We start from the raw sequence: 18,138 nt of genomic DNA, 5'->3' as shown, positions 1-18,138 counted from the left end.
CCGTGGGACTTGTGTCTAGTGACCTGGGTTGGTCGTGAAATGCTGCCAAGCGAAGAAAAGGCTGTGGGGGCCGCATCTGCTGGCCCCCACAGCCGATTCCTGCTTGACTGCTACTCCCCGATGGGGCCGACGGGGACGATCTTGCCGTTCTCCACCTTGTAGCCGTAGACGGTCGGGGCCTGGAGCTCACCCTTGGCGTCCCACTTGTAGTGCTTGCTCAGGCCGTCCTTGTCGTAGGCCTTGACCCAGGCCAGCAGGTCCGCGCGGCTTTGCTTGCCCGCATCGATGCCGGACAGGAGGACAGTAGCGGCGTCGTAGCCTTCGATCGAGTACGTTCCGGGTTCTGCGCCCTTGGAGACATCCTTGTATGCGGAAGCGAAGTCGGTGATCAGTTCACCGGGGATGCAGGGGCAGGTGAAGTAGGCGTTGTTTGAGGCGTCGCCTGCCTGCTTGATGAACTGGTCATCCTTGACGCCATCCGGCGCCACGAAGGTTCCGGTGAAGCCCTTGCCAACCAACTGCTGGTCGAACGGTGCACCCTCGGCGTAGTAGCCGGCGTAGAACACGGCGTCGGCCTTTGCGTTCATGATCTTGGAGATGACTGCCGAGAAGTCCTTCTGCCCGGTGGTCACCTTTTCCGTTCCGGCCAGTGCGCTGCCAAGTCCGGCGGAGGTGGAGGTGCCAAGGCCAATGCCGTAGTCGGAGTCGTCCTGGACCAGGTAGACCTTCTTGGCGCCAAGCTTGCCGGTGAGGAACTTCGCTGCTGCCGGGCCCTGGACGGCGTCATTGCCGAGGCCCCGGAAGAAGGTGGTCCAGCCGTTTTCGGTCAGCGTGGGGTTGGTGGCCGACGGCGTGATGTGGACCAGGCCCTTCTGCTCGAAGATGTTGCCCGTGGCCTTGGATTCGCCCGAGAACGGCAGGCCGACTACACCAACGATGTCCGGCTCGCTCACCATCTGGGTGACGGGGCCGGTGGCCTTGTTGGGGTCACCTTCGGTATCGAACTTCTTGAACTGGACCTGGCAGCCGGGGTTGGCCTTGTTGTGCTGGTCGATGGCCAGCTGGATGCCGTTGAAGATGTTGACGCCCAGCTGCGCGTTGGGACCGGTCTGCGCGCCTGCGTAGGCCAGCGTGGTGGTCGCGGGGCAGGTGGCCTTGCCGTCACCGGCCGGCTTGACGGCACCGGCGGGGACATCCACTTTCGAAATGGCGGGGATGTTCACCTTGCCGGACGAACCCGAGCTTTCGGTGGTGCCGGGGCCCGCCTGGTTGGCACAGGCCGACAGCAGCATGCTGAATGTGGCTGCTGCTGCCAACGAGGTGAGGACTTTCTTTCGGTACATTTGTCTGCCTTCCGAAACAGGGCCATGCGATGCGCGAACGGATCAATGGGGTGCCGAGGCACTCCGAATTGGACCAGGTATTCCTGATTTAGGTTCAAGCTAATGCATAGACAGCAGCGAAACTAAGTGACTGAGGTCACAGCCTTATAACAGTCGTTGCCTATGCGGAATTAAACGCAGGAAGCCGCCTGCAATCGCAGGCGGCTTCCTGATGGCCGGCACTGGTCGTGGCGGCATGGACAGTTGTACCCCAGGTGGGACTCGAACCCACAACACGCGGATTTTAAGTCCGCTGCCTCTGCCAATTGGGCTACTGGGGCGCCGGGTCAATGGTACCTGCCAAGGCGGCCCTGGCTGGAAACGCCGACGGCGGCCGGCCCCGCGAAGGGGACGGCCGCCGTCGTACGCTGTGGAGCGTGGTGGAACAGACGCTCTACTTGGCGTTGGCCGCCACGGTCTCCTTGGGAGCTGCGGCAGCGGTGGAACCGGAGCCGCCGGCCGGCACGGCTGCGGGAGCAGCTGCAGGCTTCGGGGCCGGGGTTGCTGCCGAGACAAAGGCGCCCCGGGGGTTGTCCAGGTCCAGCAGCTGGGTGGTGTCGCGGCCGGCGAAGAAGCCGATGATCCAGTTCAGGATGACGCGGAACTTGCGCTCAAACGTGGGCATGGCCATGCCATGGTAGCCGCGGTGGGCCAGCCAGGCCGGTGCTCCCTTGAGGCCGATGCGGCCCAGGAGGTTGATGTTGGCAACGCCCTTCCACTCGCCGAAGCCGGCCACGGCACCAAGGTTCTTGTGCTTGTAGTCAGTCAGCGGCTTGTCCCAGCGGGAGGCCCAAAGGTTCCTGGCGAGGCGCTTGGCCTGGCGCAGGGCGTGCTGGGCGTTGGGCACGCAGGTGCCGTCCGGCAGGCCCTTGCCGGTGAGGTCCGGTACAGCGGCGATATCGCCGGCTGCCCAGGCGTTCTCCACGATGCCTTCGTCGCCGGAGATGCGCAGGTCCGGCAGGACGCGGACGCGGCCGCGGGGCTCCAGCGGGAAGTCCGTGGAGCGGACCATGGGGTTGGCCTGCACGCCGGCGGTCCACACCAGGGTGTCTGCCTCGAATTCCTGGGCGGGGGTCTTGTCCGGAAGGTTGATGAGCTTGAGGGTGCCTTCGGCGCTGTCCAGCGAGGTGTTCAGGAGAACCTCGATGCCGCGGCTGCGCAGGTGCTCCACCACCCAGTCAGCCTGCTGCGCGGTGACCTCGGGCATGATGCGGCCCATGGCCTCGACCAGGACGAAGCGCACTTCCTCCTGCTTGACGCGGGGGTTGTTGCGCACCGCGGCGCGGGCGAGGTCTTCCATCTCGGTGATGCATTCGATGCCGGCGAAGCCGCCGCCGACCACCACGAAAGTCAGGGCCCGGGCGCGTGCGGCGGGGTCTGTCATGGTGGAGGCAACCTCGATGCGCTCGAGCAGCTTGTTGCGCAGCGCAACGGCTTCCTCGATGGTCTTCAGGCCAATGCCCTTGTCCGCCAGGCCCTTGATGGGGAACGTGCGGGTGATGGCGCCGGCTGCGAGCACGACGTCGAAGTAGGGAACCTCAAAGTTTTCGCCGCCGTCGGCGGGAGCCACCACAGCCTTGCGGTTGACGTGGTCGATCGAGGTGACGCGGCCCTGGATCAGTTCCGTCTGCTTGAGGTGCTGGCGGTGGGAAACCACCGCGTGGCGGGCTTCGATGTTGCCGCCGGCCACCTCGGGAAGGAAGGGCTGGTAGGTCATGTAGGGCAGGGGATCAACGACGGTGACGATGCCACCGGCATTCGCGATCTTCTTCTGCAGTTTCAGTGCTACGTACAGGCCGACGTACCCGCCGCCGACGACGAGTACCCTGGGACGGTCCTGGAGCTGTGGGGTGGTTGCCATACTTTAAAGGATAGCGCAGTTTGTGAAAATCTTCACTAACTTGGACGACGGTCCGTAACGTGGGAATTCCGGGGCGTATGCACCTTTTCCAGCACCCCTGTGTCGGATTCTTCGGTGGCAAGCGCAGGGTTGCGGGCGGCCCTGCGAAGCTGGATGCCGGCTGCCGCGATGATCGCGATGAAGAGGACACCAAACCCGATCACGACGGCGGCGCCGATGGCACTGTCCCGCTGGGACGGAGCCTTGGCAGCGGGAACGGTTGCTTCGGGCAGGGTGGGTTCGGCACTGGGCACCGGTGCGGCGGTTGGCGCCGGGGTTGCGGGAGCAGCGTTTCCCCGCCTGTGGACGCGGATCCATTCGGCGATGGTGCCCAGCGGGTTGACCGACACCTGCGGGACATCGGCCTTGAGGGCAGCCTCGGCGTTGAGGATACCGTAGCCGTACAGCGGGTCCTTGCCCGGGGCTCCCGCGTCCTTGGCCGTGGTGATGATCCGGTTGATGACCTGTTCAGCGGTCATGTCCGGCCACTTGGAGCGGATCAGTGCTGCCACGCCGGCAACGATGGGGGTAGAGCCCGAGGTTCCAGCCCACTCCGCGTAGCCTCCACCGGGGAGGCCGCCAAGGAGGTTCTCGGCAGGTGCCGCCACGCCGATGCTGATCCCTTGTGAGGAGGCGTCCACGCTGGCTTGGTTCTTGCGGTCCAGGCCGGCGACGGTGAGGACGCCGGGGATGGTGGCAGGGGCGCCAACCTGGGTGTTGCCGCCCACCCGGTTGCCCGCCGCAGCAACAATGACCACGTCCTTCTGTTCCGCGTAAAGGAAGGCCGCGTCCCAGCTTTGCGGCCACTGCGGGCTTGTGCTGCCCAACGAAATATTGATCACCTTGGCGCCGTTGTCCACGGCCCAGCGGACTGCCTCGGGAATCTGGTCCTGGTCGCTCTTGCCCGAAGGGTTGGGTGAGCCAAGCCAGGTGGAAACCGAAAGGAGCTGTGCTTCCGGCGCCACTCCCATGATGCCGTCGGGCGGTGTACCCGCCGGTCCCGGGCTGGGGCTTGGGCTTGGGCTTGCCGGCTGGTGGCCGCGGCCGGCAAGCATCGTGGCTACCAGGGTCCCGTGTTCGGGCTTCGAGCCCACGCTCTTCTGGCCGTCGGGCCGGCCGGAGCCGGAGGCGTCGTACCCACCGACGACGGCGCCTTTGAGGTCCGGGTGCTGCGCGTCAATGCCGCTGTCGATGACGGCTACTTTGACGCCTGCGCCCTTTGACACTTCCCAGGCCTTGGTGATGCCGGAATCTGCCAGCCAGTATTCTTTGTCGCGCCACTCATCGGCCCGTGCGGAGGGTGCCGTGAAGAGGCCCGCGCAGAAGCAGCACGCAGCCAGGAGGACGGCCATCAGGGCCGCCGCCGCCCGCGGCAAGAAGCGGGTGGAAGCTGTTGTGGAATGCATGGGCCTACCCGATGCTCAGGGCGATGCCGTCGAGGATGTCGTGCTCGCTGGCCGTGGCTGCGGTAATCCTCCCGCCGGTCAGCTCCCCCATCCGTTCCAGGATCCGGCGCCACACCAGTCCCCCGGCCCCGATGACGTCCACGCGTCCGGGGTGCATGTACGGCAGGGCCGCGCGCTTGTCCCGGGTCATGGTGAGCAGGTCGGTGGCGGCGGCGCGAACCTCCGCAATCGGCAGTTCCGTGCCGTGGATGGCGTCAGGCGAGTATTCCGGCAGGCGCAGGGCATGGGCGGTGATGGTGGTGACGGACCCCGCAACACCGACGACGGCGGTGGCGCGTTCCAGCGGTACATCGCGTCCGGCGCGGGCTATGGCGGCGTCCACGTCGGCTTCCGCTGCCGCGATCTCTTCAGCGGTGGGCGGGTCGTCCCGAAGGTGCCGTTCAGTGAGGCGGACGCAGCCAATGTCCACCGACTTCGCTGCCGTCACGCCGTCGGCGGTGCCGAGGACGAACTCGGTGCTTCCCCCGCCGAGGTCCACTACCAGCACCTGGTGGCCGTCCAGGATGGGCAGGACGCTGCTGGCACCGGCAAAGGACAGTGCCGCTTCCTCGTCCCCGGAGATGACTTCCGGCTCCACGCCCAGGAGCTCCCGGATACCGTCCACGAAGATGTCCCGGTTGCGTGCATCGCGGCTGGCGGAAGTGGCGACGAACCGGATCCGCTCAGCACCGTGTTCCTTGATCAGCCGCGCATAGTCAGCGGCTGCGGCGAAGGTCCGTTCAAGTGCCTCGGGCGCCAGTTCGCCAGTGGCGTCCACGCCCTGGCCCAGCCGGACCACGCGCATCTCGCGGACAACGTCGGTCAGGTCCGTGCTGCCGTTGGCGCGGTGGATGTCCGCGATCAGGAGCCGGATGGAGTTGGTGCCGCAGTCGATGGCGGCCACGCGCGTCATTCGGCGGCTCCTGCAGTGCCGGCGGCTTTCCGCACGGGCGCTGGCCGCCCCACGATATCGGGCAGGCCCTGGGGCCCGTGGCGGCTGAGGTCCCGGGATGGTGCCTCGCCGGTGGTGTCCCAGGCGCCGTCGCAATAGCACTTGTCCGCCGTCCACCACTCGCTGATCATTCCGATCGCCTGATCGCCGAGGGGGTTGACGCCGCTGCCCGCTGCCAGGGAGTGGCCCACCAGGACATGCAGGCACTTGACGCGGGTGGGCATCCCGCCGGCGGAGACGCCGGCGATTTCGGGCACCGGGCCGATGCCCGAACGTTCCCCAATGGCTTCGCGGGCCGCCAGGTACTCCTCGTGGGCTGCCCGGTAGGCAGCGGCGAGTCCTTCGTCTGAGGCCAGCTGCTCGTTCATGCTGTTCATGACCCCTGCCGCCTCAAGCCTGGAAACGGCGGACGTGATCACCGGGTGCGTCAGGTAGAAAGTGGTGGGGAACGGAGTGCCGTTGCTGAGGCGCGGTGCGGTGGCCGCCACCAGTGGGTTGCCGCAGATGCAGCGGGCGGGAATCTCCACGACGTCGCGGACGGGCCGTCCCAGCTGCCTGCTCAGTACTTCAAGGTCGTGTGCTGTCGGTTGGCGGGATTCGTCCCGGGCGGCTGCCGTGTTGTGTTCCACTGTCGCGGGCCGTCCTTCCTTGTGGGGTTCAGTCTGTGGCCGCGCGCCTGATGGACTCCCACAGGGAATCCACCCACGGCAGATCGGCGGGGTCTTGTGCTGCTGCTGCGCCGGCGGGGCTACTGCTTTCTCCGGCCGGCTCATCGCTGCCAAAAACCCAGTAGCCGGTTTCGCCCGGCATAACCATGTTAATGCGGTCGCGGGCCTGCTGTTTGACGTAGTTGGGGTCCTGCCAGCGCGAAACCTGCTGGCGGAGGGCATCGCCTTCGGCCTGGCGTGCCGCAATGTCGGCGTGCAACGCGTCGATTTCGGCCTTCTTGTCGAAGAAGATCTTCACTGTGGGCGCCAGCATGATGGTGATGGCAATCATCACCACCGCCAGCGCGAGCATCCGTCCGGAGAAGGCCTTCGCGGGCACGGGGTGCTGGTCATCTTCCTCGCCCCGCACATCCTTGCCGTCAATCGAGCTGCTGCCTTTGCGGCCGGCGGACAGCTTGGGCTTCGCGGTCTCCCCCATCTTTCCTGCGGCCGGCTTTCCTGCAGCGCCGCGCCCGCTGTTGCCCTTCGAAGCCGCACTTTCCGCCTGGGCCGTTCCCTTGGCCGGGCGGAAATCCGCCCGGATGACCTCGGCACCGCTGGAGGTACCGTCGTCGGCCGTTTCCTTGCCTGGACGGTTGGGGGCGACCTTGGGAACTTTGGGACGGCGGGTAGCCATGACACTCCTGAAACGCAGCCTGCCGGGGCCGCCACTATCTGTGCTGGACAGTCCTGCAGAACGAACACTGCTGGGACAGATGCTGCTGGAAACAACAACAGCGGTGGCTATGGTCTTTCAACCATAGCCACCGCGGAAGGGTTTAGGCGGTTACTAGCCCTTGAAACGCGGGAATGCGCTGCGTCCGGCGTAGCGTGCGGCGTCGTCCAGTTCCTCTTCAATGCGGAGCAGCTGGTTGTACTTGGCCACGCGCTCGGAGCGGGCAGGTGCGCCGGTCTTGATCTGGCCGGCATTGGTGGCCACCGCGATATCGGCGATGGTGGTGTCCTCGGTTTCGCCGGAGCGGTGCGAGGTGATGGTGGTGTAGCCGGCGCGCTGGGCCAGGCTGACGGCGTCCAGGGTCTCGGTCAGGGAACCGATCTGGTTGACCTTGACCAGCAGGGAATTGGCGGTCCTTGTGTCGATGCCGCGCTGCAGGATGGCCGGGTTGGTGACGAAGAGGTCGTCACCAACCAGCTGGACCTTGTCACCGATGGTGTCGGTGAGGGTCTTCCAGCCTTCCCAGTCGTTCTCGTCCAGCGGGTCCTCGATGGAGACCAGCGGGTACGCGTCCACGAGCTCGGCGTAGTAGGCGCTCATCTCGGTGGCGGACAGGGCCTTGCCTTCGAACTGGTAGGCACCGTCCTTGTAGAACTCGGAGGAGGCCACGTCCAGGGCCAGGGCAATGTCCTTGCCCGGGGTGTAGCCGGCGTTCTTGATGGCTTCCTGGATCAGGTCCAGCGCCGCGCGGTTGGACGGCAGGTTGGGGGCGAAGCCGCCTTCGTCGCCGAGGCCGGTGGACAGGCCCTTTTCCTTCAGGACGGACTTGAGGTTGTGGTAGACCTCGACGCCCCAGCGCAGGCCTTCGGAGAAGGTCTCGGCACCGATGGGGGCGATCATGAATTCCTGGATGTCGACGTCGGAGTCGGCGTGCGACCCACCGTTGAGGATGTTCATGAGCGGCACGGGCAGGACGTGCGCGTTGGGACCGCCCAGGTACTTGTAGAGCGGCAGGTCAGCGGAGGCTGCGGCTGCGTTGGCGACGGCCAGGGAGACGCCCAGGATGGCGTTGGCGCCCAGCTTGCCCTTGTTGGGGGTGCCGTCCAGGTCCAGCATGGCCTGGTCGATGCTGCGCTGGTCCGTGGCGTCGAAGCCGGTCAGGGCGGGGGCAATCTGGTCGATGACGGCGTCGACGGCCTTCTGCACGCCTTTGCCCAGGTAGCGGCCCTTGTCGCCGTCGCGCAGTTCGACGGCCTCGTGCTCACCGGTGGAGGCGCCGGAGGGCACCGCCGCGCGGCCGATCTGGCCGTCGGACAGCAGGACTTCAACTTCTACGGTGGGGTTGCCGCGGGAATCGAGGATCTCGCGGGCGTGGATGGCATCGATAAGCGCCATGAATTTGCTCCTTATGGGCGATTAACGGGGGGAATCAGGCAGAAAACTCGACGTACTCGTCACCGACTAGCGTAGTCGAGAGTGCTCCGGGTTACTCAAACCGGTCAAGGGCCGGACGTCATGATGGCGCCGGGTCGCTCCGGTCGCCGTGCCCGCCCTCATCACCCTGGCCGTCCTGGTAGCGGCGGAGGGCGCCACGCAGCGCGCGCTCGGCGTCCATGCCGTTCTCCCGCGCGGAACGGACGACGGCGAGCAGCAGGGTTCCGAGCCCGTCCTCGCTTTCGGGGACGGGCACTCCTGCGGGGAGCTCCAGGCCGGCACGGGCAGCGCGGTCCAGCGACTTTTGCGCCTTGGCCAGTGCAGGGAGGGCCTCCGGGATTCCTTCGAAGGCGCCACGCCGCTCCGGGCGTTCGGCCCGCTTGACCGCATCCCACTTCTGCTCGATCTCCGCCACTGTGGCGGGGAAGCTGTCCTGCAGGGAACCGTCCGGCCTGAAGACATGGGGGTTGCGCCGGACCATCTTGGCAGCCAAACCGCGCGCCACGTCGTCGAACGTGAACGCACCCCGCTCCTCTGCCAGGCGGGCATGGAGCACCACCTGGAGCAGGACGTCGCCAAGCTCGCCCTGGAGTTCGGCGTCCGGGTGGCCCTCCTCGATGGTTTCGGCCACCTCGTAGGCCTCCTCGAGGAGGTACTCCACCAGCGATGCGTGGGTCAGGGCGCCCATCCACGGGCAGTGCTCCCGCAGCTGCCCGATCACCTGGACGAGGCGTTCAACGGGTGTTTCAGCCAAGGTTGGCGTAGGCGTCGTTGATGTACTCCACCAGCGCTTCCTTTTCCTCCAGGGGCAGGAAGGACGCCTCGGCGGCGTTCAGGGTCAGTTCCAGCAGGTCGTCGAGGTCGTAGTCGAAGGTTTCCACCAGCAGGTTGAACTCGTCCGTGAGCGTGACGCCGCTCATCAGGCGGTTGTCCGTGTTGATGGTGACGTTGAAGCCCAGCTGGTAGAGCATGTCCAGCGGGTGGCTTTCGATCCCCTCACCAAATTGGGCGATCGCGCCGGTCTGGAGGTTGGAGGACGGGCAGATTTCGAGGGCGATGCCGCGGTCGCGGACCCAGCTGGAGAGGTCGCCGAGGGTGACCAGGCCAACGGTGTCGCCGGCTTCCTCGTCGTCGTCGAACTCCACCATGATGTCCTCGGCGATGCGGACGCCGTGTCCCAGCCGCAGGGCGCGGCCGTCCACCAGCGCGGACTGGATGCTTTCCAGCCCGGCTGCTTCACCGGCGTGCACCGTGGCGGGGAAATTGTGCTGGGCAAGGTAGGTGAAGGCGTCCTTGAAGCGGCTGGGCAGGAACCCGTCCTCGGCGCCGGCGATGTCAAAGCCCACGGCACCCTTGTTGCGGTGGCGGACGGCAAGTTCGGCGATCTCCTGGCCGCGGTCGGCGTGGCGCATGGCAGTGATCAGCTGTCCCACCTGGATCTCGCGCCCCGTCTCGGACACAGCCTCGACGCCGGCCTCAAGGCCTTCCTGCACTGCTTCCACCACTTCATCCAGGCTGAGCCCCTTCTGGAGGTGCTGCTCGGGCGCCCACCGGACTTCGCCGTACACCACGCCGTCGTCAGCGAGGTCCTCGACGAACTCCTTGGCCACGCGGAACAGGCCGTCGTAGGTCTGCATGACGGCTACCGTGTGGTCAAAGGTCTCCAGGTAGCGGACCAGTGATCCGGAGTCCGCTGATTCGCGGAACCACTGCCCCAGGGCCACCGGATCCGTTGAGGGGAGCGTGTGGCCAACGGCCTCCGCCAGCTCGATGATGGTGGCCGGACGGAGTCCTCCGTCCAGGTGGTCGTGAAGGGAGACCTTGGGCAGGCTCTTCAGGTCAAAATCGATGGCAGGGGCGGCGTCAACAATGGGCTCAGTCACGTTCCCACCTTAGGGTGGGGCGGAGTTCAAAGCCAGCGGGTCAAAGCCAGCCGTCCGAGGCCGGCCGGGGACGCCTGCTACTTCGCGACGGGACCGGCCTCTGCCGACGGCACCACGAAGGCCTGGGTGCCGGGGCGCCCCTCGTGGCCGGAGTCGGAGGATCCTTCGGTCCAGCCGTCCGGATCCGGCGTATCATCGCGGCCCAGCCGTTTGTGCCACCAGCGCAGCAGGTGGTCGATGACAACGCCCAGGACGATGGCGAACACCACCGCGATGCCCGCGCTGAGCAACGGGTTGTGGTGCAGCCACGGGAAGGAGCTGGCCAGCAGGCCGATGCCAAGGGAGTAACCCACCCAGGTCACGCAGGCGAAGGCGTCGAATACGAAGAACCTGCGGTGCGAGAAACCCGTGCTGCCGGCAACGTAGTTGACGGCCACCCGGCCCCAGGGGATGTAGCGGGCGGTGAAGATCAGCACGGCCCCGCGCTTCTCCAGTTCATAGCGTGCCCAGGCAAAGACTTTCCGGACCTTGGGCCGGCGCATCCATCCCCACCGCTCCAGGCCGATCTTGCGGCCGAGCATGTAGGCCATGTTGTCACCGGCAATAGCGCCTACCAGCGCCGTGACGCCGAGGATCCAGAGATTGGGTTCGCCGCTGTGCCGCGAGAAAGCGGCAAGCGCCACAATGAGGGTCTCGCTGGGGACCACCATGGCGAACCCGTCCACAAAGAAGAACACCAGCAGGACGGGGTAGATCCACCACTGGCCCGCTGCATGGAGCACGGCCTCATTAATAAACTCCACGCGGTGTTGCTCCTGTATGAAAAATGACACGGCCAGTGTGCCGCAGCCAAATGCGGAAATCGTTCCTAAGTGTCCCACGCGCCGGGCGTTTCCGCTACGCCCTGATGCCCGGAATTACCCACTAAACGCGCCGGTCAGGCCCCGGGTTCCCGGATCCGTTCCACCACGTTGGGCTTGCCCCGGAATTTGTTGATCACCAGGTCCACCACGATGCCCAGCGCCACGGCGCAGACGATGGCGATTGCAGCACCCAGGAGGTGGTTGTCCTCAAACCACTGGCCAAAGAAAAGCCCGATCGCCACCGAGTAGCCGGCCCACAGGCTGGCGGACAGGACGGTCAGGCCCACGAACCGCAGGTGGGGATATCGGGTGACCCCGGCGGTCAGGTTGACGGCCACCCTGCCGATCGGCACAAAGCGTGCCACGAGGATCAGTGACGCCGGCCGCTTCCGCAGCTCACGGCCTGCCCAGCGGAACGCGCTTTGCATCCGCGGCCCGCGCATCCACCCCCATCGCGTGGTACCCACGCGGCGGCCCAGGAGGTAGGCGATATTGTCGCCGGAGAAGGCCCCGGCTGCAGCCACCAGGGCCAGGAGCAACGGATTGGGAACGTCGGCGGTGGCCGCCACAGCCGCGAGGCCCACCACCACTGACTCGCTGGGGACCGGCGGAAAGAAGCCGTCGATGATGCAGCAGGCCAGCACCAGGACCAGCACCCACGGCTGTCCGGCTGCGGCGAGGATGAAGTCATTGATGGCCTGCATTGGTCACTATGCTATGCGGTCGATGATGAGCTGCTGGGCAGGCCGTGAACCTTCCGGAGCAATAACCACGGCGTGCTCCAGCGCTTCGCGGGCACGGGCGAACCGCTCCGGGGTATCGGTGAGCAGTGTCATCAGCGGTTCCCCGGCCCGGACTGTGGCACCGGGCTTGGCGTGCATGCGCACCCCCGCCCCGGCCTGGACGGGGTCCTCCTTCCGTGCACGGCCGGCACCCAGGCGCCACGCCGCCACGCCAACGGCGAGCGCGTCCAGTTCAACCAGCACCCCGTCGGCGGGGGCGTATACGACGTCGGATTCCCTGGCCTTTGGCAGCGCTGCCTGTGGGTCGCCGCCCTGGGCGGAGATCATCCGGTTCCAGACGTCCATGGCCCGGCCGTCCTTCAGCGCGGCAGCGGGATCGGCGTCGCGCACTCCTGCCAAGGCGAGCATTTCTTCGGCGAGCCTCACAGTCAGCTCCACCACGTCATCAGGACCGCCGCCCGCCAGGACCTCCAGCGATTCCTCGACCTCGATGGCATTGCCGGCGGTAAGGCCCAGCGGGGTGTCCATGTTGGTCAGCAGCGCAACAGTGTTGACTCCTGCGTCCTTGCCCAGCGCCACCATGGTTTCGGCGAGTTCGCGGGCTGTCGCTTGGTCTTTCATGAACGCCCCGCTGCCCACCTTGACGTCCAGGACCAGCGAGCCGGTGCCCTCTGCGATCTTCTTGCTCATGATCGATGACGCGATCAGCGGGATGGCCTCCACCGTGCCGGTGACGTCCCGGAGCGCGTACAGCTTCTTGTCGGCGGGGGCAAGCCCGGCGCCGGCGGCGCAGATCACTGCGCCAACGTCCTGGAGTTGGGCCAGGATCTCGTCGTTGCTGAGGTTGGCCCGCCAGCCGGGGATTGACTCCAGCTTGTCCAGGGTGCCTCCGGTGTGCCCCAGGCCCCGGCCGGACAGCTGGGGAACGGCGACGCCGAATACCGCCACCAGCGGGGCCAGCGGCAGGGTGATCTTGTCCCCCACCCCGCCCGTGGAATGCTTGTCCGTGGTGTACTTCAAGCCGCCGTCGGGACGCCGGAGGCTGGAGAAATCCATTCGCTCACCGGAGGCGATCATGGCCGCCGTCCAGCGGGCAATTTCGGTCCGGTCCATGCCGTTGAGCAGAATGGCCATGTTCAGGGCCGCCATCTGCTCGTCGGCGATGGCCCCGCGGGTGTACGCGTCGATGGTCCAGTCGATCTGTTCGGGGCTCAGCGTCCCTTTGTCCCTCTTGGTGCGGATGATGTCGACGGCGTCGAACGCTTCGGCGGTACTGTTCGGTGTTTGGTTCTCGGTCACCGGGTCTCCTCCAGATGTTCAGGACCAAAGGCGTCGGGCAGCACCTGGTCCATGGTCTTGATGCCCTGGGTAGTCATGAGCTGCATGTCCGGGGCACGGAATTCGTACAGCAACTGGCGGCAGCGGCCACAGGGCATAAGGATGTTTCCCGCCCCGTCGACACAGTAGAACGCCCGCAGCAGCCCGCCACCGGTCATCTGCAGGTTTCCCACCAGGGCACATTCGGCGCAAAGCGTCAGCCCATAGCTGGCATTCTCCACGTTGCAGCCGCTGACGATCCTGCCGTCCCCGGTGAGCGCCGCAGCGCCTACGGGAAACTTTGAGTATGGGGCGTACGCGTTCTTCATGGCTGCGACGGCGGCGGTTTCGAGGGCTGCCCAGTCCACGGCCTGTGCGTTGTCCAACTGTGCATTTTCCATGGCGGTCATCCCTTGACGTAGGGGATGCCGTCGGCCGCGGGCGGCCTGGAACGACCCACCAAGCCGGCGACGGCGAGCACGGTTACCAGGTAGGGCAGCATGGCCATGAACTGGCTGGGCACGGGCGTACCGATGATGGTGACAATGCTCTGGAGGTTATCGGCGAATCCGAACAGGAGTGCCGCGAAGAAGGCACCCACAGGGTTCCAGCGTCCGAAGATCAGGGCGGCCAGGGCAATGAATCCGCGGCCTCCGGAGATTTCCTTGGTGAAGCTGTCGATGGCAACAAGGGTGAAGAACGAGCCGCCGATGCCGGCTACAGCACCGCCCAGTGTGACGTTCCAGAACCGGGTGGCGTTGACGTTGATGCCCAAGGTGTCCGCCGCCTGGGGGTGCTCACCCACTGCGCGGACACGCAGGCCCCACCTGGTCTTGAACAGGCCCACCCAGACCACCGCGACAGCGACGTACATGAGGTATCCCACCAGCGACTGCCGGAACAGGATGGGCCCGATGATCGGGATGCTGGAGAGCACGGGGATGTCGATGACGTCCAGGCCGGGCGGCGAGTTGAACTGGGCCTTGTTGGCCTGCATCACGGTGCTGAAGAGGAAGCCGGTCACGCCGGAGACCAGCACATTCAGGACGACTCCGACAATGATCTGGTTAACCAGGTACTTGATGCTGAACAGGGCCAGGACCATGGACACCACCGCGCCCGCTATAGCGGCCGCCAGCAGCCCGACCAAAGCGCTCCTGGTCATGCTGGCAACAATGGCCGCGGTGAAGGCCCCGCCAAGGAGCTGCCCTTCGATGGCGATGTTCACCACTCCAGCGCGCTCGCACAGGACACCGGAAAGTGAACCGAACACGAGCGGGACGGCAAGCGTGACCGACCCGGCGATGAGACCCGCCAATGAGATGGCGGGAGTGCGGGCGCCGCCCACTACCCAGATAAGGAACGCGGCCACGAAGACCACGATGAACGTGACGGGGAGCCAGCCGGGAACCGCCTGGTTCCTTGTCTTCAAATAGACGGCGTAACCGGCCAGTGCAATAAGGAGTACCGACAGTGTGATGCCGCCGGCAAAGGCGTTGATTTCCAGTACCGGGAGCTGGAAGAAATCACCCTCGGTGGAGATGCCGAAGCTTGCCGTCTGGTGGGGGGCCAGGAGGCCGAAAAACACCAGGGAGATCAACGCGAACACGGCGAGCAGGACCGGGGTTTTCCAGGTGGCCGGTTTGCCCGAAGGCGCCGCGGAGCGGGTGTCGGTTTCGGAGCCGCCGGGCTGGGGGTTGCCGGACCTGGACGATGAAAGTGTTGTGCTCATGCGGCACCTCCGGTTGTGGCTGCCTGCCCGGACTTGGCTGTGCGCGCGGGCTTCCTGCGCCTGGGGTTCAGGCCGAAGACGGCCCGGACCAGCGGCGGTGCGGCGATGAAAAGGACAATCAGGGACTGGACCACCAGGACGATGTCGATGGGGGTGCCGGTCTGGATCTGCATCTGGACCGCTCCGGCGCGGAAAGCGCCGAACAGCAGGCCGGCTGCGAAGGTGCCCCACGGCGTCGAACGTCCCAGCAGGGCGACCGTGATGGCGTCAAACCCGTACGTAGCGGCCACGCCGTCGGTGAGCACCTTTTCGGTGCCGGCAACCTGCGCCACGCCGGACATGCCGGCGAGGCCGCCTGCGATGGCCATGACCAGGATGGTGGAGCGGGAGACGTTGATGCCGGCGGTCTGCGCAGCCTTGGGGTTGGCGCCCACGGCCCGGAACTCGAAGCCCACCGTGGACCGGTTCAGGAGCCACCACACCACAAAGGTGGCGGCGATCGCCAGGAGGAAGCCCAGGTGCAGCCGGTACTGGCTGCCCAGGATCTGCGGGTATACAGCACTGGGGTCCAGGATGGGTGAAATGGGGTTGGACTCCCCCGGACGCTGGAACGCCGGGGTGTTCAGCAGGTAGCGCAGGAAGTAGAGCGCAATGTAGTTGAACATGATGGTCAGGATGACTTCATGGGCTCCGGTCCGGGCCTTGAGCAGGCCCACCAGTCCGGCCCAGAGGGCACCGCCGACGATGCCGGCCACGAGCACCAGCAGCAGATGCAGGCCAACCGGCAGGTGCAGTGCGAAGCCCACCCAGGCCGCCAGGATGCCGGCCACGATGATCTGGCCCTGCGCACCGATGTTGAACAGGCCAGCCCGGAATGCCAGCGCCACGCCGAGGCCGGCAGTGATCAGCGGCGTGGCGATGGTGAGGGTTTCCATGAAGGGGGCGAACTGCGCGGCCAGGCCGTTGCCCCGGGGGTTGAACACCGATCCTTGGAACAGTGCGATGTAGGACCGGGTGGCGGCATTCCATACCGCCGTCAGCATGTCCGTGGGCCTGGCAAAGAAGTAGCTGGAGGTGGCGGCCACCTGCTTGTCCGTGCTTGCGATGAGCAGGCCGCCGATGATCAGCGCCAGCAGCACCGCCAGGACCGAGACCACGCCGCTCCCGGTAAAGATCCGGCGCAGCACGGTATCGGGGCCACCCGGCAACTGTCCGCCTTGGGCCGTGGCCGGAACCGCGGAAGGCTGCATGGCTCCGCCGGCAGTGTCGACGGCTACCACCGCTGCGGTTTCCTCGGCAGCCGGGCTGTCCACGCCCGCATGGGCGGTCGTTTTGTGTGGATCAGCGGCGTGCTGTTCGCCCGCTGCATGTTTGGGGGAAGGCTGGTCAGGCATGGTCGGCTCCCTCGGCGTTGGAGGTGGGGGCCGGGGTACCGGCCTGCGGGGTGTGTGCATGCTGCGGTGCGTGCTCTTCCGGCGGTATGCCCGCCATCATGAGACCCAGGACGTCCCGGCTGGTCCCGCCCGGAACGGTGCCCACCAGCCTGCCCTTGTAGAGCACTGCGATCCGGTCGGCCAGCTCCATGACTTCGTCCAGTTCGGTGGAAATAATCATCACCGGGGTTCCCTGGTCGCGCTCTGCCACAATCCGCCGGTGCAGGAACTCGATGGAACCCACGTCCACGCCGCGGGTGGGCTGGGAGGCGATGAACAGGCGCAAGGGACGGGAGAGTTCGCGGGCCATCACGAGCTTTTGCTGGTTGCCGCCGGAAAGTGTTCCGGCGGCAGCTGCAGCCGAGGGCGTCCGCACATCGAATTCACCGATGCGTGCCTTGGCGTTTTCCATGATCTTCGCCGGGCTCATGCTGATCCCCTTGGCGAACGGCGGCTTGTCATAAAGGTCCAGGATCAGGTTCTCGGCCACGGAGAAGGTGCCCACCAGCCCGTCCACTTTGCGGTCTTCCGGAACAAAGCCGACGCCCGCGTCGAGGACTTCCTTGACGGACCGGCCCACCAGTTCCTTGCCGTCCAGGACGATGGAGCCGATAACCCGGTCCTGCAGGCCCAGGATCGCTTCGGTGAGTTCGGTCTGCCCGTTGCCCTGCACCCCGGCGATAGCCAGGATCTCCCCGCGCTTGATGTGGAAGCTGAGGTGGTCCACCACGTGCTGGCCGTTGGGCGCGACGACGGTGAGGTCGGTGACTTCGAACGTGGTTTCCTTGGGCTGGGCGGGGGCCTTGTCCAAATTCAGGCTGACCGCCCGGCCCACCATCATCGAGGCAAGCTCGGTGGTGGAAGCGGCAGGATCGGCGGTGCCCACCACCTTGCCGCGCCGGATAACAGTGATGGTGTCCGAAACTTCCTTGACCTCGCGCAGCTTGTGCGAAATGAACACGATGGAAGTGCCGCGCGACTTGAGCTGGCGCATGATGTCCAGGAGTTCGTCGGTCTCCTGCGGCGTCAGGACGGCCGTGGGTTCGTCGAGGATGAGGACCTTGGCGTTGCGGACCAGGGCTTTGATGATTTCGACCCTTTGCTGCACGCCCACCGGCAGGTCCTCCACCAGGGCGTCCGGGTCAACGTCAAAGCCGTACTGGTCCGAGATTTCCCTGATGCGCTGCCTGGTCTGGTCCAGGTTGAGGAAGCCGGCGGCCTTGGTGGGCTCGGCGCCCAGCGCCACGTTTTCCGCCACGGTGAACACCGGCACCAGCATGAAGTGCTGGTGCACCATGCCGATTCCCGCCGCCATGGCATCGCCCGGGCCGCGGAAGGCAACCGGCTTGTCATCGATGAGGATGTCGCCCTCGGTGGGCTCGTACAGCCCGTAAAGCACGTTCATCAGGGTGGACTTGCCGGCCCCGTTTTCGCCGAGGAGGCAGTGGATCTGTCCCGGCTCAACCACCACATCGATGTGATCGTTGGCCAGCAGCGCGCCAAAGCGTTTAGTGATCCCTCGAAGCTCAAGTTTCAAAACTCTGACCAATCTCGAAGCGTCCGGTGATCAGACCGGACGGGATATCTGGCTGCAGCACCAGCCTAGTGGCTGCAGTCCCGGGAGGAGCCGGCCGTGCGGGGTAAACGTTCGGCCAGCAAAAAGCGCCACCG

16 protein-coding genes and 1 tRNA gene are annotated in these 18,138 nt (G+C 66.1%); all 17 read right to left on the bottom strand.

Annotated features, from left to right (window positions below; translation table 11 throughout):
- Nucleotides 1-110: 110 nt before the first annotated feature.
- On the bottom strand, nucleotides 111-1,343 hold the full coding sequence (locus tag LFT49_RS06700) for a branched-chain amino acid ABC transporter substrate-binding protein (protein WP_236801555.1): 1,233 nt from the start codon (nucleotides 1,341-1,343) through the stop codon (nucleotides 111-113).
- 246 nt (nucleotides 1,344-1,589) lie between these two features.
- Nucleotides 1,590-1,663: transfer RNA gene (locus LFT49_RS06695), tRNA-Leu, on the bottom strand.
- Nucleotides 1,664-1,776: 113 nt separating this feature from the next.
- Entirely contained in the window at nucleotides 1,777-3,243 is a 1,467-nt protein-coding gene (locus tag LFT49_RS06690; protein ID WP_236821605.1) for an NAD(P)/FAD-dependent oxidoreductase, read from the bottom strand.
- Between the two features lie 35 nt (nucleotides 3,244-3,278).
- Nucleotides 3,279-4,688 (bottom strand): S8 family serine peptidase, encoded by a 1,410-nt coding sequence (locus tag LFT49_RS06685; protein WP_236821604.1) that lies wholly within the window; start codon nucleotides 4,686-4,688, stop codon nucleotides 3,279-3,281.
- 4 nt (nucleotides 4,689-4,692) lie between these two features.
- A complete protein-coding gene (locus LFT49_RS06680) occupies nucleotides 4,693-5,640 on the bottom strand; it encodes a Ppx/GppA phosphatase family protein (protein ID WP_236801550.1) in 948 nt (315 codons plus the stop codon).
- Nucleotides 5,637-6,308, bottom strand: coding sequence for a DUF501 domain-containing protein (locus LFT49_RS06675; protein WP_236821603.1), 672 nt, complete (start codon nucleotides 6,306-6,308; stop codon nucleotides 5,637-5,639). The genes LFT49_RS06680 and LFT49_RS06675 overlap by 4 nt, the downstream gene beginning before the upstream one ends.
- Before the next feature lie 28 nt (nucleotides 6,309-6,336).
- Entirely contained in the window at nucleotides 6,337-7,023 is a 687-nt protein-coding gene (locus tag LFT49_RS06670) for an FtsB family cell division protein (RefSeq protein WP_236821602.1), read from the bottom strand.
- A 153-nt stretch (nucleotides 7,024-7,176) separates the two neighbouring features.
- Nucleotides 7,177-8,457 carry a phosphopyruvate hydratase gene (gene eno / locus LFT49_RS06665; protein ID WP_236801544.1) on the bottom strand — a complete coding sequence of 427 codons (1,281 nt, stop codon included), beginning with the start codon at nucleotides 8,455-8,457 and terminating at the stop codon, nucleotides 7,177-7,179.
- 118 nt (nucleotides 8,458-8,575) lie between these two features.
- Nucleotides 8,576-9,184, bottom strand: coding sequence for a MazG nucleotide pyrophosphohydrolase domain-containing protein (locus tag LFT49_RS06660; protein WP_236821997.1), 609 nt, complete (start codon nucleotides 9,182-9,184; stop codon nucleotides 8,576-8,578).
- Between the two features lie 58 nt (nucleotides 9,185-9,242).
- A complete protein-coding gene (locus LFT49_RS06655) occupies nucleotides 9,243-10,379 on the bottom strand; it encodes an adenosine deaminase (protein WP_236801543.1) in 1,137 nt (378 codons plus the stop codon).
- A gap of 77 nt (nucleotides 10,380-10,456) precedes the next feature.
- Nucleotides 10,457-11,182: a DedA family protein gene (locus LFT49_RS06650; protein ID WP_236821601.1), complete on the bottom strand. Its 726-nt coding sequence runs from the start codon at nucleotides 11,180-11,182 to the stop codon at nucleotides 10,457-10,459.
- 134 nt (nucleotides 11,183-11,316) lie between these two features.
- Nucleotides 11,317-11,946, bottom strand: coding sequence for a DedA family protein (locus LFT49_RS06645; protein ID WP_236801541.1), 630 nt, complete (start codon nucleotides 11,944-11,946; stop codon nucleotides 11,317-11,319).
- Nucleotides 11,947-11,952: 6 nt separating this feature from the next.
- The gene (locus LFT49_RS06640; RefSeq protein WP_237430115.1) at nucleotides 11,953-13,284 is read right to left on the bottom strand and encodes a thymidine phosphorylase; all 1,332 of its coding nucleotides are present in this window, start codon (nucleotides 13,282-13,284) and stop codon (nucleotides 11,953-11,955) included.
- Complete coding sequence (locus LFT49_RS06635; protein WP_373462167.1) at nucleotides 13,281-13,703, bottom strand: cytidine deaminase; 423 nt, start codon at nucleotides 13,701-13,703, stop codon at nucleotides 13,281-13,283. Before LFT49_RS06635 ends, LFT49_RS06640 begins: the two co-directional genes overlap by 4 nt.
- Nucleotides 13,704-13,708: 5 nt before the next feature.
- The gene (locus tag LFT49_RS06630) at nucleotides 13,709-15,034 is read right to left on the bottom strand and encodes an ABC transporter permease (RefSeq protein ID WP_237430114.1); all 1,326 of its coding nucleotides are present in this window, start codon (nucleotides 15,032-15,034) and stop codon (nucleotides 13,709-13,711) included.
- Nucleotides 15,031-16,428 (bottom strand): ABC transporter permease, encoded by a 1,398-nt coding sequence (locus LFT49_RS06625; RefSeq protein WP_237430113.1) that lies wholly within the window; start codon nucleotides 16,426-16,428, stop codon nucleotides 15,031-15,033. Before LFT49_RS06625 ends, LFT49_RS06630 begins: the two co-directional genes overlap by 4 nt.
- Complete coding sequence (locus tag LFT49_RS06620) at nucleotides 16,421-18,004, bottom strand: ABC transporter ATP-binding protein (protein WP_237430112.1); 1,584 nt, start codon at nucleotides 18,002-18,004, stop codon at nucleotides 16,421-16,423. The genes LFT49_RS06625 and LFT49_RS06620 overlap by 8 nt, the downstream gene beginning before the upstream one ends.
- Nucleotides 18,005-18,138 lie beyond the last annotated feature (134 nt).

It is taken from the genome of Arthrobacter sp. FW306-06-A, assembly GCF_021870055.1.
GTDB lineage: Bacteria > Actinomycetota > Actinomycetes > Actinomycetales > Micrococcaceae > Arthrobacter.
This window is presented reverse-complemented; position numbering and strand designations above follow the sequence as displayed.